General features: G+C 58.0%; 28 protein-coding genes. 7 read left to right on the top strand and 21 right to left on the bottom strand.

Translation table 11 applies throughout. The features are described from left to right. From TW83_RS14850 to TW83_RS14805, 10 genes are all read right to left on the bottom strand, one after another. Positions 1-184, bottom strand: a 184-nt coding sequence (locus TW83_RS14850) for a recombinase family protein (RefSeq protein WP_045983545.1), incomplete at its 3' end; no start/stop codon positions are given. Between the two features lie 846 nt (positions 185-1,030). Beyond that, complete coding sequence (locus TW83_RS14845; protein ID WP_045983544.1) at positions 1,031-3,280, bottom strand: PAS-domain containing protein; 2,250 nt, start codon at positions 3,278-3,280, stop codon at positions 1,031-1,033. Further along, positions 3,277-4,443 (bottom strand): FIST N-terminal domain-containing protein, encoded by a 1,167-nt coding sequence (locus TW83_RS14840; RefSeq protein WP_052714920.1) that lies wholly within the window; start codon positions 4,441-4,443, stop codon positions 3,277-3,279. The genes TW83_RS14845 and TW83_RS14840 overlap by 4 nt, the downstream gene beginning before the upstream one ends. Then, a complete protein-coding gene (locus TW83_RS19980) occupies positions 4,415-5,140 on the bottom strand; it encodes a response regulator transcription factor (protein WP_084697551.1) in 726 nt (241 codons plus the stop codon). The genes TW83_RS14840 and TW83_RS19980 overlap by 29 nt, the downstream gene beginning before the upstream one ends. A gap of 595 nt (positions 5,141-5,735) precedes the next feature. Then, on the bottom strand, positions 5,736-6,383 hold the full coding sequence (locus TW83_RS14830; RefSeq protein ID WP_239441385.1) for a pentapeptide repeat-containing protein: 648 nt from the start codon (positions 6,381-6,383) through the stop codon (positions 5,736-5,738). 73 nt (positions 6,384-6,456) lie between these two features. Beyond that, positions 6,457-8,310 carry a PQQ-dependent methanol/ethanol family dehydrogenase gene (locus TW83_RS14825; protein ID WP_045983552.1) on the bottom strand — a complete coding sequence of 618 codons (1,854 nt, stop codon included), beginning with the start codon at positions 8,308-8,310 and terminating at the stop codon, positions 6,457-6,459. Between the two features lie 88 nt (positions 8,311-8,398). Continuing rightward, positions 8,399-9,331: an IS5 family transposase gene (locus TW83_RS14820; protein WP_045983542.1), complete on the bottom strand. Its 933-nt coding sequence runs from the start codon at positions 9,329-9,331 to the stop codon at positions 8,399-8,401. A gap of 342 nt (positions 9,332-9,673) precedes the next feature. Further along, on the bottom strand, positions 9,674-10,099 hold the full coding sequence (locus TW83_RS14815) for a type II toxin-antitoxin system VapC family toxin (RefSeq protein ID WP_045983541.1): 426 nt from the start codon (positions 10,097-10,099) through the stop codon (positions 9,674-9,676). Then, positions 10,099-10,344 (bottom strand): type II toxin-antitoxin system VapB family antitoxin, encoded by a 246-nt coding sequence (locus tag TW83_RS14810; RefSeq protein ID WP_045983540.1) that lies wholly within the window; start codon positions 10,342-10,344, stop codon positions 10,099-10,101. The genes TW83_RS14815 and TW83_RS14810 overlap by 1 nt, the downstream gene beginning before the upstream one ends. Before the next feature lie 207 nt (positions 10,345-10,551). Next, positions 10,552-11,715, bottom strand: coding sequence for an IS5 family transposase (locus TW83_RS14805; RefSeq protein ID WP_045983539.1), 1,164 nt, complete (start codon positions 11,713-11,715; stop codon positions 10,552-10,554). Between the two features lie 638 nt (positions 11,716-12,353). On the opposite strand from TW83_RS14805, the gene TW83_RS14800 reads away from it, so the two are divergent. The 3 genes from TW83_RS14800 to TW83_RS14790 all read left to right on the top strand — a co-directional run bounded on the left by TW83_RS14800 (position 12,354) and on the right by TW83_RS14790 (position 14,489). Beyond that, the gene (locus tag TW83_RS14800) at positions 12,354-12,821 is read left to right on the top strand and encodes a DUF2382 domain-containing protein (RefSeq protein ID WP_045983538.1); all 468 of its coding nucleotides are present in this window, start codon (positions 12,354-12,356) and stop codon (positions 12,819-12,821) included. Next, a complete protein-coding gene (locus TW83_RS14795; RefSeq protein WP_045983537.1) occupies positions 12,811-13,677 on the top strand; it encodes a YsnF/AvaK domain-containing protein in 867 nt (288 codons plus the stop codon). Before TW83_RS14800 ends, TW83_RS14795 begins: the two co-directional genes overlap by 11 nt. A 110-nt stretch (positions 13,678-13,787) precedes the next feature. Next, entirely contained in the window at positions 13,788-14,489 is a 702-nt protein-coding gene (locus tag TW83_RS14790; RefSeq protein ID WP_045983536.1) for a phosphatase PAP2 family protein, read from the top strand. A gap of 139 nt (positions 14,490-14,628) precedes the next feature. On the opposite strand, the gene TW83_RS19970 is transcribed toward TW83_RS14790, so the two are convergent. From TW83_RS19970 to TW83_RS20705, 5 genes are all read right to left on the bottom strand, one after another. Continuing rightward, positions 14,629-14,850, bottom strand: coding sequence for a cold-shock protein (locus TW83_RS19970; RefSeq protein WP_084697545.1), 222 nt, complete (start codon positions 14,848-14,850; stop codon positions 14,629-14,631). 195 nt (positions 14,851-15,045) lie between these two features. Next, positions 15,046-15,429 (bottom strand): response regulator, encoded by a 384-nt coding sequence (locus TW83_RS14785; protein WP_045983551.1) that lies wholly within the window; start codon positions 15,427-15,429, stop codon positions 15,046-15,048. Between the two features lie 14 nt (positions 15,430-15,443). Continuing rightward, the gene (locus TW83_RS14780) at positions 15,444-16,577 is read right to left on the bottom strand and encodes an HWE histidine kinase domain-containing protein (RefSeq protein WP_052714919.1); all 1,134 of its coding nucleotides are present in this window, start codon (positions 16,575-16,577) and stop codon (positions 15,444-15,446) included. A 75-nt stretch (positions 16,578-16,652) separates the two neighbouring features. Further along, positions 16,653-17,474, bottom strand: coding sequence for a GAF domain-containing protein (locus TW83_RS21185; protein ID WP_162198061.1), 822 nt, complete (start codon positions 17,472-17,474; stop codon positions 16,653-16,655). A 156-nt stretch (positions 17,475-17,630) separates the two neighbouring features. Beyond that, positions 17,631-17,885: a hypothetical protein gene (locus tag TW83_RS20705; protein ID WP_157001632.1), complete on the bottom strand. Its 255-nt coding sequence runs from the start codon at positions 17,883-17,885 to the stop codon at positions 17,631-17,633. 259 nt (positions 17,886-18,144) lie between these two features. Between TW83_RS20705 and TW83_RS19965 the strand changes: the two genes are divergently transcribed. Then, positions 18,145-18,909 carry an SDR family oxidoreductase gene (locus TW83_RS19965; RefSeq protein WP_162198060.1) on the top strand — a complete coding sequence of 255 codons (765 nt, stop codon included), beginning with the start codon at positions 18,145-18,147 and terminating at the stop codon, positions 18,907-18,909. A 666-nt stretch (positions 18,910-19,575) separates the two neighbouring features. On the opposite strand, the gene TW83_RS22340 is transcribed toward TW83_RS19965, so the two are convergent. The 6 genes from TW83_RS22340 to TW83_RS21860 all read right to left on the bottom strand — a co-directional run bounded on the left by TW83_RS22340 (position 19,576) and on the right by TW83_RS21860 (position 23,128). Further along, the gene (locus TW83_RS22340) at positions 19,576-19,842 is read right to left on the bottom strand and encodes a type IIL restriction-modification enzyme MmeI (protein ID WP_343251969.1); all 267 of its coding nucleotides are present in this window, start codon (positions 19,840-19,842) and stop codon (positions 19,576-19,578) included. A gap of 7 nt (positions 19,843-19,849) precedes the next feature. Then, entirely contained in the window at positions 19,850-20,038 is a 189-nt protein-coding gene (locus TW83_RS21865) for a type IIL restriction-modification enzyme MmeI (RefSeq protein ID WP_045983535.1), read from the bottom strand. Next, positions 20,035-20,457: a type II toxin-antitoxin system VapC family toxin gene (locus TW83_RS14765; protein ID WP_045983534.1), complete on the bottom strand. Its 423-nt coding sequence runs from the start codon at positions 20,455-20,457 to the stop codon at positions 20,035-20,037. Before TW83_RS14765 ends, TW83_RS21865 begins: the two co-directional genes overlap by 4 nt. 362 nt (positions 20,458-20,819) lie before the next feature. Further along, the gene (locus TW83_RS14760; RefSeq protein WP_045983533.1) at positions 20,820-21,650 is read right to left on the bottom strand and encodes an AAA family ATPase; all 831 of its coding nucleotides are present in this window, start codon (positions 21,648-21,650) and stop codon (positions 20,820-20,822) included. Continuing rightward, positions 21,650-22,921 (bottom strand): Mu transposase C-terminal domain-containing protein, encoded by a 1,272-nt coding sequence (locus tag TW83_RS14755; protein WP_204245774.1) that lies wholly within the window; start codon positions 22,919-22,921, stop codon positions 21,650-21,652. Before TW83_RS14755 ends, TW83_RS14760 begins: the two co-directional genes overlap by 1 nt. A gap of 15 nt (positions 22,922-22,936) precedes the next feature. After that, positions 22,937-23,128, bottom strand: coding sequence for a leucine zipper domain-containing protein (locus TW83_RS21860; protein WP_204245773.1), 192 nt, complete (start codon positions 23,126-23,128; stop codon positions 22,937-22,939). Between the two features lie 185 nt (positions 23,129-23,313). Here TW83_RS21860 and TW83_RS14750 point away from each other — a divergent pair, with 185 nt between their 5' ends. The 3 genes from TW83_RS14750 to TW83_RS19945 all read left to right on the top strand — a co-directional run bounded on the left by TW83_RS14750 (position 23,314) and on the right by TW83_RS19945 (position 24,825). Then, positions 23,314-23,892 carry a recombinase family protein gene (locus tag TW83_RS14750; RefSeq protein ID WP_045983532.1) on the top strand — a complete coding sequence of 193 codons (579 nt, stop codon included), beginning with the start codon at positions 23,314-23,316 and terminating at the stop codon, positions 23,890-23,892. Next, positions 23,889-24,197: a hypothetical protein gene (locus TW83_RS14745; protein ID WP_204245772.1), complete on the top strand. Its 309-nt coding sequence runs from the start codon at positions 23,889-23,891 to the stop codon at positions 24,195-24,197. Before TW83_RS14750 ends, TW83_RS14745 begins: the two co-directional genes overlap by 4 nt. A gap of 133 nt (positions 24,198-24,330) precedes the next feature. Then, positions 24,331-24,825 (top strand): DUF1643 domain-containing protein, encoded by a 495-nt coding sequence (locus TW83_RS19945; protein ID WP_045983531.1) that lies wholly within the window; start codon positions 24,331-24,333, stop codon positions 24,823-24,825. Positions 24,826-24,917: the final 92 nt, after the last annotated feature.

Genomic DNA, 24,917 nt, shown 5'->3' with positions numbered 1-24,917 from the left:
TGATCATCCGGGATAGAACACCTAGGAAAGCGAGCGCCGCATTCAGCCCGGCCCGCTCGACCTTGGCACCGGACACTCCTCGATCTTCAAAGATACGCGTCACACCAGCGGCCACCAGCGCGTCACACTGAAGGGCAAGATCCTGTTCGGAGGCCGAGACGCGCGCGTATCCGATGAGTGACATCTATTTTCCTTGAGAAGGACCATTCGGAGCGGCCGATTATTGGCAAATGTCCACAAACTCGTCCAATAATCAAGTTGTCCAAATACTCACCTCATAGCACATTTTTGGACAGTTCCAGTGCAAGTCCGAAAAACGTACCTTTTGTGGACAAGTCTGATAGGGACCGAAGATGGTCAAGCATCCGCTTTGCCACAATAGGGTAAGATATTGGACTTCCGGAGTTGCCCGAGGGTCTGCGGCCTGGTCGCAGCGATATGCTTGCCTCTGATAACCAGAATTTCCTCAGTCAGCCCCGGTGAGCTTGCACGGGCCTCGGCCGTTTAGAGGGCCCGGAAAGATCGACGAGAAGAGCACGCAGCTGCCTGTTATGAAAGTTGGTGCTTACAGCGTCTTGGGCCACAACAATTCTTCAAAATTCTCTAGCCTTATGACGGATAACTGCCAATCACGGATGGCTATGCCCCGTATGTCACTCACCTCGCGAAGCATCGTAAGCATCATGCAGCGTCATCGTCGGGGCCTACAAGGCGCTGGACGCCTCAGGCATCGCCATGCCGTATACGACCTACGCCCATTTCTTTCACGACCAAACGTAAGCATCAAATGGGTATCGTAACCCCAACGCGAGAGCCGGCCTGCTAGCGAAGGGGATGTCCCGGCCGCTCCCTAGCACCACGCTTCATCTAGTCGAAAAGACTAAACCTAAACTGACGATATATCCGAATTCTTTGCAGTCAAAAGCTTTTTATCGCACCTCCGAGACATCCTGCGATGACACAATGGAGGTGGCACGGAAGCGGTGCACTATTGTATTGTGAACACTTGATACCTTTATTGCGGCTTAGACTAGCGTGGCAGATCCCGCACTTCAGCAACAATCTGGGCCAGTGTGGCTGGTGCGATCGGCTTGCTGAGTAGTGTTACGCCTAGATCAGCGGCACGGCTATGCAGCACCTCGGACCGGCTAGCGCTCATCATCCAGCAGAGGCTGGTCGTGCCGAGTCGGCTCTTCAGCTTTCCAAGGCAAACCAGCCCGTCCATCCCGGCGCCCAGTTGGAAGTCGACGATGCACAACTCTGGTTCAACACCAGTGTCATCCAGCAGTGTAATTGCATCCTCACCGCAAGGCACGTCCAGAACGTTGACGCCCCACTGCTCAAGAAGGCCGGTCAGTGCCTGCATCATTGCAGGATCGTTCTCAACGATGAGAGCAGTAATCTCGGGACGGTCCTCCGCCCCGGGCACTAGCCCACTATAGACCATGCGTCGGTCGGGTGGTCGGACCGCCGTTGTCGCCACCTCGATCCCGAAGGTCGAGCCACAAGCAGGCGCTGACCGCAGCGTTAGCGTGTGGCCAAGCAGCGCGGCCGCCCGATCGACGATGGCAAGCCCAAGGCCCAACCCCTCCGAAGCTGAGGCCTTCGCATCCAGCCGTTTGAATTCGGCGAAGACGAGGCGATGATCCCTCTCAGGAATGCCACGGCCAGTGTCGCGCACCTGCAAGAGCACCCGCCCTGCCCGCGGTCGGGCGGCCAAAAGCACTCGGCCACTGTCCGTGTAGCGGATCGCATTTGCCAGCAGGTTCTGGAGGATACGTCGAAGATAAAGCCGGTCAGAACTGACCCACCCCTGCGCCGGCCGCACAACCAGCTCAAGGCCCTTGGCCTGTGCGACAGGAGTAAATTCTTCACGCAATTGTTCGAATAGTGGAGCGAGAGCAACCGGCTCTACTGTAAGCGCCGCCTGCCCTGCCTCAAGGCGCGAGATGTCTAAAAGCGCTTCTATCAGTCCGCTGACGCTGTCCAACGAGCGCTGGACCTTTTCCAGCTTTGCGCGAGATGTAGGTAGAGAGACATCCTCCAGCAGCGATCCGACGAATAGTGTTGCCGCAGACAAAGGCTGCATCAAGTCATGGCCGACCGCAGCCACAAAACGTGCGCGAGAAGCATTGGCCCGCTCAGCTTGCGCCAATGCATCCTGCAGTTCTTCAGTGCGATTTGCGACACGAGCTTCCAATGTCTCATTGGCTCGGTTGACGCTTTCCAATGCACGGCTGTAATCGGTAATGTCGTCGATCGATAACACAAATCCGCCGTCCTGAATTTCTTGCGCGTAGATTGCCAGGGTACGCGCTTCACCCGTTCCGGAATCGCGCATGACCTGTACCGCAAAGCTATCACGACGCCGGACCGACCGGGCCCAATCGGCCAACAGGTTCGCTCCTTTTTGTGCTGGAAAGTCGAGCTTGGAGCGCAGTTGCTGCCAGATCTCATCAAAATGAGTGCCCTCGCGCAGTCGCGTCACCGGCAGTGTCAGCATTTTTGTGAGGTTCTCATTCCATGCCAGCAACCGCAGCCGGCTGTCGAACAGGCACACAGCAAGCGGAAGGTGTTCCAGCGTAGCCTTCAGGATGGCCGCCTGGTCGTCCAGAAGGCGCCCTCGCTCAGCGCGTTCGGCCCGGATCAGGTCTGTCACCTCGGTCTGCAGGATCGCGGTGCCTCCATCGGCCATCCGCTGTTCAGAGACCTGTACAAGCCGACCCTTCGCCAATTCCTGCGTCAAGATGAAGTGCCGTTCGGCGTGGCGGCGACGGCGCATCTCGATCCAGCCGTCGGGAGACATTCCTACCGGAGGGGTAAAATGGATGGAGCTTGCGACGAGTCGTAGATAGGTCTCGAAATCGAGGCCCGGCCGCAGTCGCTCGATGATGTCAGGCAACATCGCGTTAAAGCGAGAATTGCACATTACCAGAATGTCATCGGCATCGAAAAGTGCAAACCCCTCCTGCACTGCCTCAATTGCGGCGGAGAGATTTTGACGCGCGGCCTCTTTCTCGCGGTAGGCCTGCTGCAAGCTGGCATTTGAGGCATTTAGCAGGTCCAGCGCATGTTCGAGTTCTCGCGTACGGGTGCGAACCTCGTCCTCTAGCAGCGCTGCGCGCTGAAATTGTGCATAGCCGCTAGCCGTCTCCTGCGGGGGATCCTCAATCTGGCGGATTAAAGCCTGAGCGATCACTTGCAGCTTTTGATGGCGCCGGTCGGCATCGTCGCCAGGTGCCATCATCCGGTCAATATCGGCTGGCAGGTCGTCGTTCATGTTTGCAAAGGATCGTAGAAGGCAACCCCAGTTAGAGTCTGATTCAGGTGCATCCCGCCTGTCTGCTCACCATAGGTCGAGAAGCCCACGACCCTATGTTGGGCCAGCAGATCCGAGATCGCCCGTGTTTGCTGGCGTACCTCGGCATCCATGCGGCGGAAAATGCAATCGAAGCCCAAGACCAGACGTGGAGTGCCCTGCGCTGCGAGACCTGAAAGAGCGGTATCCAGATGTGTCACCGTATCGGACTCTTCGGCCAGCGTCAGCACCATGCCCTCGGCCACGGCGCCAAAGAACATCAGCGCGTCGTCCGGCCCGACGCCCCGGATCGCGCGGACAAAATGCCGTCCCCCGGCACGAACCATCACCGGTCGGGTCGCAAACATCTCGGGGCTAAGCTCATCAACTTCGCAGCCCAGAAGCCGGGCATATTCGCGTGCTGCTGGCTCATCATTTATGCGCAGCACCGCGCGTTTGGCCGGATCGGCTCGCGTGACCACCATTTGCGTGCGCGAGGGTCTGGCTGAGTTGAACGAGAATGTCCGCATCGCCATCCGGCTGCGAAGAAGGCAAAGGACAGCCGCAGTACGGCTGCGAAGCCGCTCGCCGCAAAAAACATGCGTCTGACGAAAGACGCGCCAGTCGCCCGCCGACCCACCGACGATCCGCACAGGGCCGAGCCCTCCAGTAAGCGAGGCCACAAGGCTTTCCTCGCATCCGGACATACCATCGACCAGCAGAACTGCCAGTTCCTGCGGCATCTCTTCGGCACGGCGCCATAGATCCTGCCGGATCTCCTGCAGTTGAGCGATCATGTTATGAGTGTTTATTGCATCAATAGGGTCGATCAGGACTGTACGTGCGGCAAAACCCATTGCGGGAAATGCTACGGCCACAAGGCTACGATCGGTATAGCCGTCCTCACCCAGCTCACCTGCCGTGGTGCAGCCCGCAACAGCGCTTTGGCCAAAAAATGCAGACGCGCGGTTAAGAAGCTGCGGAAGATCGGCACCAGCGCCGACAAACAATAGGACCAAGGCAAAAGGACCGGGACCGAGCTGTGTGGAGAGCGCCGCCACTGGGTCCATGCCCCGCAGAGGCACCGTGGCGACGCGCGGTCTCAGCTTGGCTGCGTCAGGCAGCACCGTTTGCAGCGTCTGCAATGCGTCCCCTCAATTTCACATCTTGCGCCATCAACACGGCCTGTGTCCGCGTCGACACACCCATCTTTCGCATGATTGCTGTAACGTGCGCCTTAACCGTTGTCTCCGCAATCGACAGTTCATAAGCGATTTGCTTATTTAGTCTTCCTTCGCAGATAAGTTCAAGAATACGCGCTTGCTGGCGCGTCAGTTGAGATAGGCGCTGGACCACCGCTTCGATTGCGTCACCGTGCAGGTTTTCGTGCTCCACTTCAGCAGGCAGCCCGGGAGCATAAATTTCACCGGCGGCCAACGCCTCGAAGGCAGATCGAAACACCTCTCGCCGTGAGTGCTTTGGAACAAACCCTGAAGCCCCACCTGCCAAGGCGGCGCGAATGATTCGGGTTTCATTAACCGAGGTAACGACCAGGACAGGAACGCGAGGCGCCGCTCGGCGTAAATGCAGAAGGCCTTCAAGGCCATCAACATCGGGGAGGTTTAGATCCAAAAGGATCACATCCACATTAGCCCCATTGGCCAGATGATTGCTCGCCTGCGCAAGACTTTCGGCATGGATGACTCGTCGGATCCCCGAGACCGATTGCAAGGTCATAGCCAAGGCATCACCGAAAAGCGGATGATCCTCGACGATCAGCGCGGCACGAAATGATAAGGGTGCCGGGTCAAGCGGCTCGGGTACTCGGGGATCAAATGCCATGGCGTGCCTTTCCCAAACGCGCGTTCTACAATCTTGCGCCCTCGTGTCCGGATTGAACAGGGGCCTGCGGCGCTTGTCACGACGGGTCCCGCCGGGCTGTCGTATTTAAGGGATGCTGGGTATGACGCACCAGGTCCACTTATCAAAGCGCTGCTCTATTCTGATCCTGTCTCAATTTTTCTTTTCGGTCCCCTATGCGGTCGGGGGTCATTCAACCTGATTTGCCAAGTCCCCGTTGCCGTGACCCGCATTTTGTATAAGCCTGACCTATCAAAGACATGTTGGCCAATGCCCGATCCCGCGCGATGGAGATTGCGTAGCACCTCGCCGCGAGCGTCCAGCAGATCGATCAGCAGGATCGCGTCACCGCTTTCGTATTCGACCACGGTTCCGGCCTCTGCGTGAAACTGCGGAATAGACCCCGTTCCAAACCCATCGAAATGCCGGGCCACACCAGGGGGCACAACTTGTATCGCGTCAAAGCAGTCGAGCCGTTGGTCCGAACCCTCAATCGCCCGGCAGGTCATAATGGCTTGAGCCACCGCATCCGGAACTTCGGCCGTGGCGCGGGCCGAGGAAATTAGCAGAGCCAGCACTACCAGTCGACCGGGCACCCGGTGCAACCCTCCATATGGACGCCCTCCCAGATGGTGAAGCGATTGTTGTTGTCGCCAAGCGTCGCCTGCGCCATGTCGGCATTATAAAACTTGGTCTCGGACAGATTAGCGGCGACAAGAGTGGCGCGTACAAAGCGGGTCTTGGGCGCCCATGCAGCCTCCAGTGTCGCGGCCGTGAGGTTTGCATCAGTAAAGTCGGCGCCGGCCAGGCGTGTTCCTTCTAAATTGGCGCCTGTCAGGTCTGCACCCACGGCTACCAGACCCGGCATCTGCGCCATATGCATCTTGGCGCCACGCAGATCGGCGCCCGAAACATCCGCCCCACGCAACTGAGCGCCGGTCAGATCGACCCGAGCCATATGGGCACCGGACAGATCCGCCCCGTTTAAGTTGATACCTGACAGGTCCGTATGGGACAGATCGACGCCGGGACAGACGGCACCCGGCTCAAGCGTGCAGCCGTCAATTATCAGCGGTCCGACGGCGGGAGTTTCCGTGTCGACGATGACTGGATAGTCGGTTTGCCCGGCGGTCAGACGGACCGCCTCGGCCTGCCCCACCTGCGGCAGGGCGAAAAGGGGCGCAGTCAGAAGCATGGCCACAAGGGGCAGAATTGAACGAGACAAGGCAGCAATCCTTTTGCGCGATACAGGGCTTCAGCCGAAGGGGCGGGAGCCTTCGCTTCCGCCCACACTCATCTTACTTGGCAGAGGCAAGGAGCTCATCGGGGACCTCGAAGACCCAGAACGATCCACCTTGGCTGACCTCGGTAGTCAGTTGCGCCATGTCACCACCCCACAGCGGCACTGCCCCCCCATAACCGGATGCGATGCCCAAATACTGCTTTCCATCGTCTTCCCATGTGATCGGCATCGAGATGATTCCCGATCCAGTTTGGAAGGACCACAGCTCCTCACCACTCTCGGCATTGAACGCTTTCACAAAGCCGTCCGAAGTGCCGGTGAAGACAAGGTTTCCACCGGTCGCAAGGGTGCCGGCCCACAGAGGAAGTTCTTCCTTGTGCTCCCATTTCATCTCGCCTGTTGCCGGATCATAGGCCCGCAATGTGCCAATGTGATCGTCGTACATACGCTTGATACGGAAGCCTTGGCCCAGATAGGCCGCGCCGGCTTGATAGGTAATGTTCTCAGTCCAGTAATCCTCAGTCCAGTTGTTGGCGGGAACATAGAACAAACCAGTATCCTGCGAATAGGACATCGGTTGCCAGTTTTTGCCGCCAAGGAACGGGGGAGAGACCTGGATGGTCGCACCGCGGGTCTCACCTTCTGCGGGCAGAGGCGGGCGCTGGCCCTCGTTTTCGACAGGCCGGCCGGTTTCCAGATCAATGTGGCTGGCCCAAGTGATGTTGTCCACGAACGGGAAGGCGTTCAGCAGCGCGGTGGGCCGGTTGATGTCGCCGCCGCGCTCGGATAGGGCGTCGATGTCTGTGACATAGAAGAACCCGTTCCGGTCGGCATGGGCGCCGGCGCGATGGGTATTGCCGTCCTTGTCGGTATAGTCGAACAGGACGATTTCGTTATTACCCGAGAAGTCCCAGGCATCATTCGGCGTATGCTGGTAGAAGCCGACCAGCTCACCAGTGGTCGGGTTCACGTACCCCTGTCCCGAAGTATAGAGGCTGTCGTAATCCCAATAATTCTCGCCCTGCGAGCGTTCCCAAGTGTTCCATGGCGCGGGATTGCCAGCGCCGACGATGATCGTGTTCGTCTTGGGGTCAAAGGCTGCTGATTGCCAAGGTGCACCGCCACCATGGTTCCAAGCCTCAACCTTGCTGCCATCTTCGTTCACGGGCCAGCTCGGTGCACTGGCATCACCTGTCGGCCGGCTTTCTTCACCGTTCATGCGGCCGGTATGTCCTTCAACGAAGGGAAGCATCCATATCTCTTCGCCGGTATCTGGGTCGCGGGCGTAGAGCTGGCCGACAACGCCGAACTCGTCACCCGAACTGCCGTGAATCAGCATGACGCGGTCGGTCTCGGCGTCCTTGATGATCGTGGGAGCGCCAGTCATCGTGTAGCCGACCTTGTGATCGCCAAATTTCTCGCGCCAGACAACCTCTCCGGTGTCCTTGTTCAACGCGTAGATGCTGGCATCGAGCGCGCCAAAAAAGACCTTGTCGCCATAGATTGCCGCGCCGCGGTTCACGACGTCACAGCAGGGGCGGATATCGTCGGGCAGGCGGGCCTCGAATTTCCACAGACGCTCGCCAGTCTTAGCATCCAGCGCCCACATTCGGCTATAGCTGCCGGTGATGTAGATCACGCCGTCATGGACTAGCGCCTGTGTTTCCTGCCCGCGCTGTTTCTCGTCGCCGAAGCTGAAAGCCCAGGCTGGGCGCATGTGCTTGACCGTCTCGACATTGATCTGATCCAAAGACGAATAACGCTGTGCGTTGTTGCCCATGCCATACATAAGGACATCATTGGTCGTTTCGTGATCGTTGAGAATATCTTCCCACGTCACATCTTCGGCCATGGCGGGGGCAAGGCCAATTGCGACGCTCAGCGCCAGCGCGCTGACAGCGGAAATCATCGAGTGCTTCACTGTCACTTCCTCCTCATTCTACGGCGTTGTTGCAGAACTGAGGCCTGAGGCGTGATTTCCCCCTACCCCGCTCACATTATGCCACGCGAACGATTTCGGCGGTGCCGAGGGCTGAGAAGCGGTTCATGAGAGCAACGCGGATGTGGATCTCGGCGGTCTGGCGGTCGGGGTCTCGTGCGGCGATGCGTTCGCCGAATGCCTTGAGACATCGCATCTTGGCCTCGACACGGCTTCGGGCGTGGTATCCGGTCCAGTGTTTCCAGAATGCCCTGCCGTAGTGCTTCGTGGCGCGAAGCGTCTCGTTCCGAGCCTTCGCTGCCGGGCAGTCTTCCTTCCAGGCGCGTCCGTTCTTCCGGATCGGGATGATTGGGATGGCCCCACGTTGGGTGATGGCCGTGTGGCAGCGGCGGGTGTCGTAGGCACCATCAGCTGTCACCGTTCCGATCTGCTCGTCCTCGGGGATCTGGCCAAGCAACTCGGGTAGGATTGGACTGTCACCGTCGCTGCTGGGGGTGAACTCTAAAGCCCGAATGTCGGAAGTCGCCGTATCCATGACGAGATGGACCTTGCGCCACTGACGTCGGCCTTGGACGCCGTGCTTGCGGGCTTGCCATTCGCCATCTCCGAGGAACTTGATGCCCGTGCTATCCACAAGCAGATTGAGCGGGCCATCGATACGGCGATATGGGATCTGAACAGCCAAGGTCCTCTGTCTACGACACAGGGTGCTGAAGTCGGGCACGGGCCAGTCCAGCCCCGCCAATCGGAGCAGGCTGGCCACCATCCCCGCGGTCTGTCGCAAGGGCAGCTTGAACAGAACCTTGACCGAAAGACAGAACTGGATGGCAGCATCGGAGAAGACGGAAGGGCGGCCGGGGCGGCCTTCACGCGGCGCCAGCCAGGCCATGTCTTGATCGACCCAGATCAGCATCGAGCCACGCCTACGCAGCGCCGCATTATAGCTGGACCAGTTCGTCGTGCGGTAGCGGGCGGGGGGAGGCTTGCTCATGCAACCCATCTAACCGCATGGATTCACTTTGTGAATCGTCCGAAGTCAGAGTTCTGCAACAATGCCGATAAGAGTGCGAATTATAAAAACGGCGTAGGTGATCCTAAGGTTTAATTTTTATCAGGAAGACGCTTTAGTGTCTGCGATAATTCCTCCAGTTCCTGAATGCAATTATCATATGATTTTCCTGATTTCGGAAAATCTTCTCGTAGCCGTTGGTAGAAAGTAAGCCATTTGGGAAGTTCCGTGAGGGGGTATGTGCCGGACCAATACTTGCCAGTCATAGTGAACATCGTTTCAGTGTGGGTGACTTTCATGGGGCCGTTCTAGTCTCTCGTTGCGTCAAGCAAGATCTGTCTCTGAGAAGTCGCTGCCTTTGTAGAGCAGGGGGACATAATGCGACTTGGCGCATGCGTACGACAGAGCATCGCCCATGTTAAGCTGTGCAGGATGCCCGACGAGCTTTCCATAAGTGGCAAGAGCCTCGATCGCAGCGCGGCCCATGCTGGACGAGATCATCATCTCCTGCGCCTGAATGGCATCGAGCAGGTCATTGACCAGATCGGAAGCGATCTGGAAATCCTCACCTGTCGCCGGGCCCGCGCTTCGCGCGTCCCGGCGCGTTCTGGCTAGGGCAAGCGTCGCCTCCAAGCGAACAACAGGTGAAATGCGCAGCTTTCCCCGCGCTGCCTCCATCGCCTTCATCAGTCCTGGCGCTTCGGGTTCGTTCTTCAGTACGGCCACCAAGGCACTCGCGTCGATGAACATCACTCCTCACCCCACATCGCATCCATGAACGCCTTATCATCGCGGCCATCGGCCGTGATGCCAGAAGCCGCTGCGCGCCTTTGGATCGCTGCAATGCGGTCAGCCAAGCTTTCCTTCGCAGAAAGGGCAGAAATTTGCGCAGCAAGTGCCTGACGGACTGCTTCGCTCTTGTTCTTAACCCCTGTTATCGCACAATATTTCGCAATGAGGTCGTCGATTTCACCGCCTTTGATAAGGATGGTCATGGCTCTATCCTTTGCTGTATATCCGTATATACTTTAAAGGATATACCTATGCAAGAAGCTCTGCATGGGATCGAACTGATGGAAGGACGTTAACAGGCTGCTGATTTAGTCCTGGGCTGAGAACGTTGTTCTTTGTTCTGATGGAGATTTTGTTTGTGCAACCGGGTTAGGTGAGGGCCTTGGCCGCTTTGCGACCGCGTCTTCTGCTCATGCTGCGAGTAGCTTCGGCAGTCTGGCGAGATTTCCGGCGGCAAGCGTCATGATGAAGCTCGCTCTTACGCGTTCGATGCCGCGGTAGGCAGTCTGGGCGGCGCCTCCGATGGTTTTGGCCCAGCCAAAAGCCTCTTCGATCCGTTTGCGGTGCCTGAGGGACAGGGCGTAGCCCTTGTGCCTGGTGGTGCGCCCGTCGATCGCTGAATGACGCGATTTTTGTGCGATATGTGGGGTGATGCAGGCCTGCCGCAGATCGACGACGAACTGTGCCGCGTCATATCCCTTGTCGGCGCCGAGCGTCAGCCGTCGGGTCGAGCCCGGGGAGTGACGGTGGATCATATCGATTGCCGCCTGGCTTTCAGCACGGCCACTCGCGCGGGTCAGATCCGCCTGGACGACGAAACCATTGCGGTTTTCCATCAAAGCATGACCGATGAAGCACAGTGCTGCCCCGGTGCCAGGCGCTTTCTTGTAGAGCCGCGCGTCCGGATCGGTCGTAGAGGCATGGGTCGCATTCGAGCGCTTCTCGCCGCTGAAGTCGACTTCGGCATTGCGGTGGCTGGGTTTGGTGCGGGGCATCGGATCGGTCTCTGGCAGGGTGGGTTGGTCATCGGCGGCAGCGTCAAGGGCAGGTGGCTCGCCCTGATCATCGTCGCCCTGCGTCCCCTCGGTCTTTGGCCGGAAACTCTTCATCGACGCCCAAGCCTGGACCAAAGTGCCATCGACCGAGAAATGATCATCCGACAAAAGCGGCGCCACCTCGCGATGCGCCAGAATGGCATACATCACTTTGCGCGACATCTCGCTGTTCAGAAGCCGATCACGGTTCTTGGAGAAGACGGTGGGGACCCATACCGCGTCGTCGATCCCGAGGCCCACAAACCAGCGGAACAGCAGGTTGTAGCGCATCTGCTCCATCAGCTGACGCTCGGACCGGATCGAGAACAGGATCTGGATCAGACTGGCCCGGATCAGCCGCTCCGGCGCGATCGAGGGGCGGCCAAAGTCGACGTAAACCGCGCTGAAATCCGCATCTAGGCTCGCCAGGGCGTCATTCACCACCTGCCGGATCTTCCGCAGCGGGTGATGCGCAGGGATTCGGTCCTCCAGATCGACATAGCTGAACAGCGAACCGCTCGTTTCGTCCGTGCCCCGCATCGTCACCCTCCATCTACTTGCCGATGGTGAATCATGTTCCAGATACCACGTCGAGACCCGACTAAATCAGCACCCTGTTAGAGCAGCCTTGTCTTCCAACGCCTCTCGTACGGTTTTGGCAAGGTAGGGCGGTTCGGGCAAGGTAAGGGCGTCGGGCATAGGGCTCCTCGGGTACTGGGTAAAAAACAAGAGCCCGAAGCTTCGTCTTGTTCCGGAATAGCCGCAAAAGCTCGTCCTTTTAGCCCCTAGGCAAACTGTAACCATACCGTAGCAGCGCCACGAGTTCTGCCGCATGGAAGCACCATGATACTGAGGGATCGGATCACTCTCGCATATGCGTTATCAATTGCTCCTAGCGCTCGTTGCGTCCGTCATCGCGTCCGTCATCGGTCGCACCCACTGCGCGTTATGGAAAATTTTAGCAAATAGACTGGTACGGCTGCACCTCGATGCCAAGTCAGCATAGGCCATTCGGAAGTTTGATCCGAACGTTACCTTGGCCGCAATCCACGACAGTTCAGATCGCTGGAAACTCCACAAGACCCGGCAGGGGAGCGGTAAAGACTAACTTATATTGCCCTCCTGAAATCGGAACGAACCGTGGACGACAAGGTTGTCGATCATCACGGAGGGATGTGATGACGTCTGACCACGACCACGACCACGACCACGACCGCGACCACGACCAGGACCAAGCCGAGCAGACCGTCCCGCTCATGGAAGAGCAACTGACGGTCACAAAGCGGAAGAGGGTGACAGACCGGGTCAGGGTCTCGACAGTCACCGAGACAGTGGACAGCCTTGTGCCCGTCGATTTCTCTGACGTCGAGATGGATGTGGTCCGGGTCCCCATCGAGCGAGATATCGACGTCGTCCCTGATATCGTGACCGAAGGGGATCTGACCATTATTCCCGTGGTCGAGGAGCGGATCGTCATCACGCGACAGCTCGTGCTGCGCGAGGAGATTCATGTCCGCCGCACCGAACGCCGGGAAACCTCCGACATTCCGGTCACCACCCGGCGTCAGCGCGCCGTGATCGACCATCTCGGCCCTCAGACTGAGGGTCAAATCATCAGCAAAGAGGAAACTCACGATGACCTATGACAATGACGCTGGTACCTCCAGCGGAAGCATGTCCGTCTCCGCCTTGTTTGATACGAACGCCGATGCCCAGAATGCCGTATCGCGGCTCGAGACGCTTGGGATATCGCGCACGCAGATCAGAACAGTCGAGGGTGCTGCCCAATCCACGGAGCAGCGGGCCTCGACGACCGACGACAAGGGATTCTGGGATAGCCTTGGCGATTTCTTCTTTCCCGACGAAGACCGCTACACCTATGCCGAGGGGCTATCGCGCGGTGGGGTTCTCGTTACCGTGACTGGCCTGACGGCCGCTCACTATGACCAGGTTCTCGACATTCTGGATGACGAAGGCACCGTGGACCTGGCCGAGCGCGAAGAAAGCTGGCGATCGGAAGGCTGGGGTGGCTATGAAGTGAGCCCCCATGCGACCGGAGCCAGGACAATGGGGTCAGCCGTCGGAGCGGATGGCAGCTATGCCGACACTTCCGCCAGAACCGGTGACGAGAGCATTCCGGTCATCGAAGAGCAACTGCGTGTTGGCAAGCGAGACACCAGCCACGGTCGCGTTCGCGTCCGGGCATACACTGTGGAGGAGCCGGTCAGCGAAACGGTGAGCTTGCGAGAGGATCGTGTCGAGCTGGAACGGCGTCCAGTCGATCGGGCTGTCACCGATGCCGACACCGCTTTCCGGGACCGGACGGTCGAAGCCGAAGAGTTTGTCGAGGAGGCGGTCGTCTCAAAAGAGGCGCGCGTTGTCGAGGAAGTTAGCCTGCGCAAAACCAGCGATACGCGTCAGCAAACGGTGACCGACAGCGTTCGTCACACGGAAGTCGAGATCGACGACGAGCGGTCCGATCCTTCCCGCCCCATCCGCTGAACTCAAAGCTACTAATGAATTGATAAGGGCCGCATCATTACTGATGCAGCCCTTATTTTGAATATGAAGACTGGTCACCCATGCGCAGACCATTATAACCCGAGAAATTTATGAGAGCATACCTGCCTCAAAACCCGCTACGGAAACTTGGCCAGTTCATCGCTTTCCATCGGTTGCTGGTCATTGCATTGACGTGCTGGACAGCTTTTGCATGTATCGCAATTTCGATGGTCACGGGCTACACGGCTCGCGTGGATGCCTGGAGCCTGTTGGCGTTTCGTGACGCTTCAGAACTGACACTATCCGGGCCGGCATGGTTGAGTGTGGCAATTCGTGATATGACCGCCTTGGGCGGATTTCCGGTTCGCAATCTTTTAGCCATCATGGCGATGGCGATCTTGCTGATGCTTCGGCGTCAGCCTCAGGTGTTGGTGGTTCTGACAGCGATCGTCAGTGGAATGCTTCTGGAATATTGGCTAAAGGAATGCTTTGGCCGTCCACGACCTGCCATTGTGCCGCATCTCATGTCCATAAATGGTAATAGCTTCCCGAGTGGCCACGTCTTCAACGGCAGCGTAGTCTATATCAGCATCGCGCTGGCGTTTGCGGGCATGTCATGGAAAACGACCACACGCTTGATGATCATGGGCACTGCGATTGCAACTTGCATGATGATAGGCCTGACCCGCGTCGCTTTGGGTGTTCATTACCTCACGGATGCTGTCGCCGGACTGGTGGGCGGCGCTGGATGGGCGTTGCTGGTTTATGCGCTCTTAAGTTCAAGCCCCACCAACCCACCCGCAAGCCCCTGAACTTAAATGAGCCTCCTACGGATCTGAATGTCAGTAATGACGATATTCAGACCTATAAAATCGCATCATTGCTGAGGTTATCAAACTCGGGCGCATCTTGTACACTTACGGGTTGAACGCCGCCCCTAAGTCAAAGTCCTTACGAGGACGAGGATTTAGCAAGTGACAGGTTCACAGCGCTTTCGCGTCTATCCCGGCCAGTTTCGACGTCGAAATTGATCTTTTGGCCATCAGTCAACGTTCCAAGTCCTGCGCGCTCAACGGCGGAGATATGAACGAAAACATCCTTGCTGCCATTGTCAGGCGCAATAAAACCAAAGCCCTTCGCCTCACTATACCATTTTACCGTACCGATTGCCATTTTTCCTCCTGTCAGGTTGAAATTCAAAGCTTTGGCTGTGCAGCAAGGCATGTCCTCTGGTGATTGTCGAGCTTCAAAAGCAGAGTAACGCTATGATCTTTGCGACCCCTGATCTGCTTAATCAATGTTTTTCAAATGGATCAGCATATGAAAAAAATGCACCGGACAGCATCCATAATTGGCGGCCAGAGGACCTCAGCAGGCTCTGCTCATCCTTTGCATTTCTGCCACCACGCGCTGTTCGTCATAAGGTTTGCCAAAGAACACACAATCGACGGGCAGTTTCATCAACCCCATTCCAGGCTTTCCGGACGTTACGATAATGTGGATAGGCGGCCAACGCTCCCGGATGAGCGCAGCCAGCTTCAGGCCGTCCACGCCACGCGGCATATCGACATCGGTGAAGACGGTGCGGATATCGGGGCAGGCTTCTAGGATCCTGATCGCATCGGTGGCGTCGGTCGCCTCGACAGCCTCAAATCCAGCAGTCTCGACCATATCGAGCGCAGCCATGCCCAGAATGGGCTCGTCTTCAACGACGAGCACAATCTGGCGTTTCAAAGGAGCATACTGGGCCACCAAGTCTTTCCGCGTCAGGGCTGCTGCATTTGAGACAGCGGTGCTTGCATGAAAGCTGTCAGGCCCGACGGATCGTAACGAAGCTCCACGTCACCGGTTCCGATCAACCCCATACTGATCAGTCTTGACCCGAAGCCTTTGGATGATGGCCGCAATGCCGGAGGGCCGCCCGTTTCCGTCCAGACCATGCTGAGCATGTCTTCGTCCGCTCCCGGCTCGATGGTCCAGGTGATCGATACCTGTCCGTCCGGCACGGACAAGGCGCCGTACTTGATGGCATTGGTTGCCATTTCGTGCAGCAACAGGGAAAGCGATAAGGTGGCCCTCGGTCCAATCTTCAGATTTGGGCCCTGCAGATGGATGCTCCCTGCCTGATCGAATGTTGAGAGCGTCGATCTGGCTACATCCGCGAGGTCGGCGGACACCCATCGGGTTTTGAGAAGGGCGTCATGTGTGCGCGACAGCGCGCCGATGCGCCTGGTCAGTGCCGTCACGGCATCTCTCTCCGGGACCTCCCGGAGAGTTTGACTGGTGATCGCCTGAACGATTGCCAGGGTGTTCTTCATGCGATGGCTGAGTTCCTCATTAAGAATATGTTGTTCATGTTCGGCCAGTACTCGCGCAATGGCCGCATGTGCCCTATCTCCGACCTGCCGGACGAGATGGATTTCCTCTGATGTCCAGTCCCGCGCGTGAGCGTTCAGGATGAAGATGACCGTATCAAGGACACCGCGCACCATGATCGGCAGGTTCAGAAGAGCCCTGGCGTGAATCGTTTCCAGACGATCGGCCTCGCTGGCGGTTCTCGGGTCATTCTGGACATCGGAAATGACCACGGTCTCGCCGCGCTTCAGATCCTCAATATGGGATCCAAACGATCTGAAATTATGAGAGCCAACGACGCTGGCACCGTGGGCATCGTACCAGTCGACCCCGACATCAATCTTCTCCTTGTCCAGATCAACCTTACCGAAGCCAATGCAATTTCCGCCGATGGCCTTGGCCAGGCATGCCATTGCAGCCTTGGCAATCTCATCGGCATCGTTCAGGTCGCGTAGAGTCTCCCCAAGGTCGGCAAGGGCAGCAACCCGCCTTGTCTGGAGGACATGCTCCGTCACGTCCGAGCCTTCCAGAAAGAGGCTGGTCACCGCCCCCTGTTCGTCCCGGGTCGGCTGACAGACAAAATCAACAAAGCGATCCTCCGGTGGGGCATCGGGATCGCTCTAGACTGCGTAATGGGCCCCTCTCTGTACAAACGGTGCCCCCGAACGGCTGGCTTCATCCAGCATCCGTCCATAACCCTGCCGTGCAGCGTCCGGCAGGGCTTCGGCAAAGCACTTTCCGATGAGCTGCCGGCTCCCGACCAACCGGCAATAAGCGGGATTCACCAGGTCGAAAACATGATCCGGACCTTTTAAGGTGGCCATGAAGCTTGGCGCCTGATCGAACATAGTGGCCAACTCCATTCGCTCGTGCTCCGAGTGCCGTCGATGTCTTTCCGCCTGATCAAGCAGGATGTCGCGATCAGCAATGATGCGTCGCATTTCCAAAAGGCTCATCACCTGCCGGGCAAGGGCTTTCAGGTTATCCGCCTGATCATCGGTCAGCCCCGCGGGCCGGGCGACATGGTCGATGACGCAGATCGTGCCGAGCGTCAGCCCCTCCGAAGTGATGAGCGGCGTTCCGGCATAAAAGCGTAAATGCGGCTCCTCCAGGACCAACAAATTTGAACAGGTGCGGGGGTCCAGGGTCAGATCAGGGATGATCAGAAGGCCGTGTTGCCCGATGACATGCTTGCAGATGGACTGGCCGATCAGCGTTTCGCTGAAATCGAAGCCTACGCTGGCCTTGAACCATTGCCGCTCGCTCTCGATCAGGCTGATCACTGCAACGGGCGTATGGCAGAGCCGTTTGGCGAGACGGACGATGTCGTCGAAACCGACTTCAGGCGTCGTGTCCAGATGGTCTCGCGCACGGCGTGCATCAAGGCGTGCACTCTCATCTGTCACGTCGACCGAGTCTGTGACCCATTGCTTGCGAGACAAGGCATCTATCCATCCAAGAGTAATCGTACCCCCGCGTTAGCGGATATATCGGGCTTTGTCAGCGAACTATGGGTTCGCTTAATTAAAAGCAGTCCACCTCAAATTCCTCACTAAACAGGGATTCCGGAAACACCGAGCTGTATTTCAATAACAGGTCTAGGACAAAACGTGCAGTGTAATCTGCCCGGAAATGCCGATACCAGTCTTCGCAGAAGCTAGGAAATACTCGCCAGCCGTTAAGGTAATAGGTTCATCACCGGCGTCAACCAAAACTGTGGGAAGGCCCTGAAACGACTTGAGACCTGTATTCAGCCCAAAAAAGGTAAGTATATAAGTTACCCCTACCCCACGCTCCAATCGCCCTTCAAGCGGGCCGTGGTCGCCAATGTTGAATATGACGGCATTCATCATTTATTCCATCTCATACAAAAACAAAAAATTTGCCCACCTATTCTTGGCCTATGCATTTACCATAAGTTGCGCTCCACATCCATATATCATCTAAAGATAGAAAAATTTCATCTAACTGCTGGTAAATTACACATTTCTTGTACGGCAATACTTACTGATATCTGGCATTATACTCAAGCCTTCATACATATGACGATAACACCTGCAATTGTGGGTGATATAATTTTCAATTTTGCACTTTTAAATATGGGAGATATTCTTGTCAAACGACCCCCAAGACCATCTTGCCGTTGTTACAGGGGCAAGTGCCGGCTTGGGTCGGGCACTGTCCTATAGGCTCACAAAAAACGGCGTTCGTGTTGTTGGTCTGGCGCGGAACGCTGCGGAGCTAGACATTACCGCTGAAAGATGCGGGAATGATATGTTCTTTCCGATGGTATGCGATGTCGCTGACAGCGAGAATGTGCAAAAAGTAGCTGATGAGATAAAGGAAAAAATAGGGCATGTTAGCATATTAATTAATAATGCCGCTGTTTTGGACGATTATGACTTTCTCTCATCCGACGCGCGGGTCATCAATAGCCAAATAATGACCAATCTATTGGGCCAGATAAACTGCGCCAAGGCGTTCTTGCCACATATGTTTGCGCAAGACAAAGGCAGAATAGTGAATGTGGGGAGTTTTGCGGGAGAGAACCCCGTAAATGGCAATCTCGGTTATTCAGTCTCAAAAGCAGGTACACGCTGCTTTTCATTAGCCTTGGCACGTGAACTCGAAATAAAGCTCCCCACCGTCATTGTGTCTGAGTGGATCCCTGGCATTCTAAGCACAAGATGCGGTCGTCCGGATGGAATTGACCCTGATTTGGCAGCGCAGTGGGGTGTCAAACTTGCCCTTGATAGAAGGGTGGATATTCATGGAAAGACATATTTGAAGGATAAGGAAGTTGCCGGATCAATAAGCGCCAGGAAAAAAGTTTCAGACGCGGTTCTGATATCTGTAGAACTCTTTCGAAAGTTTTAAGTTTTCTAGTGTTACCTTGAATGTAACCTATAATGGAAATTTTACCCTGCTCGTAAAGATCTGTTTCAAAACTATAGGGAGGTTACGGCTATGAGACTGACGACAGTTACTGCATCATGTTTAGCGCTCGGAGTTCTCGTATCATGTGGCACCTCTGCTGAACTGTGCGAAGGGCATGTTGCTGCAGAACAACGGAATGTCGCGCGTCTTCTGCAGGAAGTAGAAGCGAATATTGCACGTGGATATGCCTATGAAACCAAACCCGTAGAGACAGCTGGGTTCCGCTTTTGCGCAGGCGGTTTTAGTCGTAGTAGTGAAAGGCTGGGTATAGGCTATGCAAGTTGTTATGGGGATAATCAAACGATCCGTCAACGTGTGGCCATTGATCCGACGACCGAACTGCGCAAACGCGATGCGCTCCGCAGTCGACTTGAAGCACTTTCTGGGGACAGAGCACCGCAATGCACTCGATATCGATAATCAATCTCCCTTTACTTATGCAGGTTGATGCTGGCCGCCCTATTCCGCGGTTTGCGACGCGTGAAATTTTATTTTAATACGGATGCAATAAAGCATCAGAAGTTGTTTGCCGCGCAGGCTGGTCTAATTAAAAAATATTATACTATACTTCATTTTCCTGAGAGCTTACGCGCAGTTCCATGTGATCTATATTGCTTTATTGCAGTATTTCCTTATGGCCTGATGGCGTTCTGCCGGCGCTTGAAGATGCGATAAGCGGTGCGTCTGGACAGCGAAATGATCTGTGAAATCAACAAAGCGGCAAGCAATGGTTTCCCTGCTGGCGATGTCTTCTGCCTCGAACTCGCTACCATCATTGGCAAGGATGAACTTGGCCTTGGCGCGGGCTGTCAGAGGGCTGACCCTAAGAGCGGCTAGCGCTTCGACGACAGCGCCAGGCGCGCAGGCCGCCAGGTGGACGTTATCTGTCTGGAGAACACCGCCCCACCGGCCCGTGAAATCCGACTTGCTGGTCCCGTCCGCGGCGAAGCCGCTTGATCGTCGTATCCTTGTTCCCAAAGGCGGTCAGGAAGGCATAAGTAAATTCGGCGGGGTCGAAGGGCTGCTCTGCCAGATGGCAGATGGCCTGTTTAACCTCGACGGCGTTCATTTAGCATTCCAAGGGTTGATCAAATCTATGCCACAGCCCTCGAAGTCGGGCGTGTTCCGGGTGGCAACAGGTGCGCCGTGGGCATGCGCTATTGCGGCGATCTGGCAGTCGGCCTGCATGATCGGACGACCAGCGGCACGCCGTGCCGCTGCGATGATTGCATAGGATTGCGCGGCGGCACTGTCGAAGGGCAAAATGCGGCCCGCCATATCCTCACGAAGGATATGATCAACAGCATCTGCGAGTGCCGTGCGGCGTTTCCCCGAAGGCATGATCGCCACCCCATGACGAAGCTCAGCTTCGGAAATTGCTGTTAGGTAAATGTTTTGGCCGTCTTGCCTGGAAAGCCACTGTTCAACGCGAGGCTCAGGCTCAGGGCGCAGCAGCTCTGAGACCACGTTTGTATCGACGATGATCATGCTCACGCCTGATCAAACGCTGGCGGGTCTCTCATAGGCTCGCGCGGCGGTAGGTCCAAGGTGGCACCTCCAAGAGGCGCTACACGGGCTCGGATAGCTGCGGCGAGATTATGAGCAGGCTTCGCTTCCCCCACGACTTCGCGGAGGATTTCGCGGGCCTCCTCTTCCATGGAGCGACCATGCTCAGCTGCCCGGATGCGAAGCCGCCGCTTGACGTCATCATGAAGGTTTCTGATTGTAATGCTAGCCATGGTACCTCCGCTCGCATGTCATCATCGCATGCAACGCTATCACAATCAACAACAGTGGTTCTGCTCTCACTGCTGTGACCTCCACCGCTTTGTGGCGAGGTTTTTCCGGGGCTATGTGGCACCGATAACGAGGGTGGCGCGGGCTGCGTGGACGACGTCGTCGGTGATGGCGGTGAGGCCGTTGATCTTTAGGATGCGTCCGATCTGTAAGAAGAGGCGCTGGAGCAGGCGAAAGTTGCCTCCCGTGATGCGGGCGATGGAAGCGATGGCCTGAGCGTCGGTGAAGTCGGCCTCGTCGAGTTCGAGGCCAAGCCGGCGCCAGTGACGGGTGAGCACAAAACTGAGTTCGTCGCCAGTGAGGGAGCGGTAATGGTGGGCGAAGCCCACGCGGCTGTAGAGCTGAGGGTAGCGCGCGAGGCGCTTCTCCATGCCGGGCATGCCGATCAGGATCACACCCCGGCTGGTGCGGTCGAAGATATCGCGCACGAGCTCGAGCGCCGCAGTCTGCATCCGCTCGGCTTCGTCGATGATGATGAGCTCAACCATGCGATTCTGGTCGCGGCGAAGGACTTTGCCGCCCTCCCGCTTGATCTGTGCCTCGATGCAGGCGCTGACCAGGACAAGGCTCTGGCCCATGGTGTCGCGCAGATCGCGCAGCGTACCGGTGATGGTCGGGGTATAGAACGCCGTCCGCGTGCGGGCGAGCTTCTCCTCGAGGGCTTTGCAGGCGTCCACGCTCAGGCCCCACCCCTCGATCATCGGCTCGGCCTCGTCCCAGTGGGCGTAGCGGCGCGCGGACAGGGTCTTGCCCACGCCTGCGGGTCCGAAGCACAGGCCGATGGTGCGGTGCCGGCGCACGGCGGTGGCGAACTCGACGAAGCGGCGGTGCTCCTTGGTTGCGATGAAGGTGCCCGCGCGCTCGCCCTCCGTCAGGCTGACCATCAGTCGTCCTCCTCGTAAAGGCGCAGCCTGATGCGAGCGCGCGAAGGCGGCTCCGGTGGAGCCGCGGTCTGAGCAGGGCCACCAGCGATGGGCAGGAAGTCGGCCACGCGCGCGATGCGCTCGCCGATGCCGGCCCGCAGGGCCAAGCGGTGCGCGCGCCGCGCCGCCTCGATGTCCTTGAGCGTGACCGCCTCGCCGGCGTGCTCCTCGCTGATGGCGCGGCAGACGAAGCGGTCGCGGTGGAACACCCGGATCTCTGACAGGTCGCGCGGGTCGAAGCGGACCGTCACCGCCGCGCCAACGAAGCCGGCAAGGGTCGGGCTTGCGTAGCGCAGGCCCTCGAAGCGGATGCCGTCGCGCTGCACGATCCTGGGCTTGACGTGTTGAACCAAAAGCAGGTCAAGCTCCTCCAGGCTATCGGGCAGACGCGGCAGGAAGGCGCCTGCGGCCCAGGTCTCGCTTGGGGCCTCGCCGGTCGCCGAATGAGGGCGCAGGTTGTAGGTGCCGACCACAAAGGCGCCGATCGCGCGGTCGAGCTCGGCCAGCGACAGCCGTGGCGCGCTGGCCGGCCGACCCCTGACAATGTGCCCGGGCAGCTCGGGCAGGAGCTCTGTCGTGATGGTGCCGAAGAGGCGCTCGATTTTGCCCCGGCCTTGAGGGCGAGCCACGGCCGAATGGATCAGCCGGATGCGCAGATCAGCCGCGACCTGCTGCAGATGGTCACTGGTAAAGTCAGAGCCATGATCAACGTAGAGGGCGTCGGGGATGCCGCAGACTGTCCAAGCAGCGTCCGCCTTGCGCCAGATCGCCGGCCGCAGCGCGAGCGAGGTGTTGAGCGCCGAGGGCGCGCCCAAGAACACCATGTAGCCCGTCACCGCCCGCGAGTGATCATCGATGACCGTCGTGAGCCACGGCCGCGCGGGCTTGCCCTTCTGGTCCAGGATCAAAACGTCCAGGAGGGTGTGGTCGGCCTGCCAGAGGGCGTTCGGCGCCTCCGCCCGGTGGCGGTGAATCAGCTCGAAGCGATCACGGAAGGCGGCTGGCCCGTCCTGCGCCAAAGTGACCATTGCCGGGTCGAGGGTGGCGAGGATCGCATGCACGGCGGCGTAGGACGGAGCGGGCCAGCCCTCAGCCCGCGCCGCTTCGACCACCCGCCGGTGGATGGCGGCTGCGGACCGGCGCGGCCGCTGGAGCCCCAGGCCCTCGATCAGGGCAATGAGCTTGGGCGGCAGCCGGCGCCGGCCAGCGTCGCGGCGAACGAGCCGGGCCAAGCCCTGAACGCCATCCTAGCGGTAGCGCGCCAGCCAGCGCTGTGCGGTCCGGAGTGGCACGCCCGCCTCCGCCGCGACCCGCGCGAGAGGCACTTCCTCCTCAAGGGTGGGCTGGAGCACGGCCAGGCGGGCCATAGCCTCGCGGCGTCGGTCTTCGGGGAACGCCGCGAAGGGAGCTTCGGTCGACTTGGACGTGTCCCGTTTCATGGGGAGCCCCTCTGCCAACTCGGCCTGCACCCCTCGACGCGTCCGAAAGGGGATCGTTAAGAGGACGGCCAGCTTGCCCCTGAACAGGCTCGTCGAAGGCCAGCAAAAGCTGGCAGGACGAAATCTCAGATGAATGGTCCGATATTTTTTGCAATGAAGGGGCGGCTACTGTTACAGATCCAGCCATGACACAGATCTTGATCGGCTACGCCCGCTGTTCCACCGACAAACAGGACCTTGCTGCGCAGAAGGGCATCCTTGCCAGCTTCGGGGTTGCATCCGATCGCATCTACACCGACCACGGCTTTACCGGCACGAACCGCGCCCGCCCAGGTCTCGATCAGGCGCTTGCAGCCTTGCGGGAGGGTGACACGCTGGTCGTGCCGAAGCTGGACCGCCTGGCGCGTTCCGTGCCCGACGCCCGTGACATTGCTGACAAGCTGACCGCACGTGGGATCAAGCTACAGCTTGGAGCCGCCATCCATGATCCGGCCGACCTTATGGGCAAGCTGTTCTTCAACATCCTGGCGACCTTTGCCGAGTTCGAGGCGGACCTGATCCGAATGCGAACCCGCGAGGGCATGGCCGTGGCTCGTGCCAAGGGCAAGCTGCGTGGCAAGAAGCCGAAGCTGTCGGACCGCCAGCACAAGGAGCTGCGGCGCATGTATGACACCGGCGACTATTCCATCAGTGATCTGGCAGAGGTGTTTTCGATCTCGCGGCCGACCGTGTATCGCACCCTAGGCCGGCAGGCGGCGGCATGATGGTAGATGATCCAAAGCCTCCACGCCCACCGTCGCTGAAAAGCGAGACCCGCCAAACGAACTGGCGCCGCACCAACCTGCCGAAATACCAGGCCCATCTTGCGGTTCAGCGGGCGCTCATGTCTGGCGCACTGGAAAAGCAGGGCTGCGAAGTCTGCGGCGCTGCCAAGGTTGATGCCCATCACGACCGATACGATGAACCCTTGAACGTGCGGTGGCTCTGCCGCAGCCATCATGTCAAGCTGCATCATTACGGTGAGGATATGTTTCCCATTGGCCGACAGCAGGCGGTCGTAAAGGACTAACGCAGCCAGCGACCTGGGGCGATGGGGACGAAGCGGCCACTGAGGGTCGGCCCCGCGCGTGACGCGAGAGAGCCATTGCAGTCATTCATGAGTTTCTTGTGTTATAAAAAAGCGATAATTACGAGGATGACTAATGCCCCTACCTGCGTTCATTCATAGCAGCGCAACGATCTCGGAGTGCCGCCGATACCGTTACACTTTGAAACGGGTTTGGGACGCAGAACTTCCAGTCTGTACCTTTATCATGTTCAATCCGAGCACAGCGGACGCAGAGGTTCTCGACCGGACGATTTCGCGCTGTGTAAACTTCGCCATCCGCGAAAATTGCGGCGCTTTGCTTGTCCTCAATGTCTTTTCTCTTCGGTCACCGTATCCAAATGACGTGCGAGCTGCAGGCCATGAAGCAATCGGGCCAGAAAATGACGAAACGATCTCAGCGGAACTTGAGCAAGCAGAAGGGCCCGTGATTGCCGCTTGGGGTGGTTTCCGATGGGCGCGCGAGCGTATTGAAGCAGTTCGGGAAATTATCGGTGAACGCCAAATCCTGTGCCTTGGCCTTAACAATGATGGAACGCCGTGCCATCCCCTATACCGGCCGCATGACACGGTTTTGCAAGTCTTACCTTAAGAACAATGCCGAATGGCCGGATTCCAGAAAGTACGGTCGCAGACCACATCCAGCTGCGAATGGCACCTTTGTCCGCATCGCCGCCGCTGGCT

The sequence above is a fragment of the Paracoccus sp. S4493 genome, from assembly GCF_000967735.1.
Taxonomy (GTDB): domain Bacteria; phylum Pseudomonadota; class Alphaproteobacteria; order Rhodobacterales; family Rhodobacteraceae; genus Paracoccus; species Paracoccus marcusii.
The sequence above is the reverse complement of the archived record's forward strand: the minus strand, read 5'-3'. Positions and strand labels throughout refer to the sequence as shown.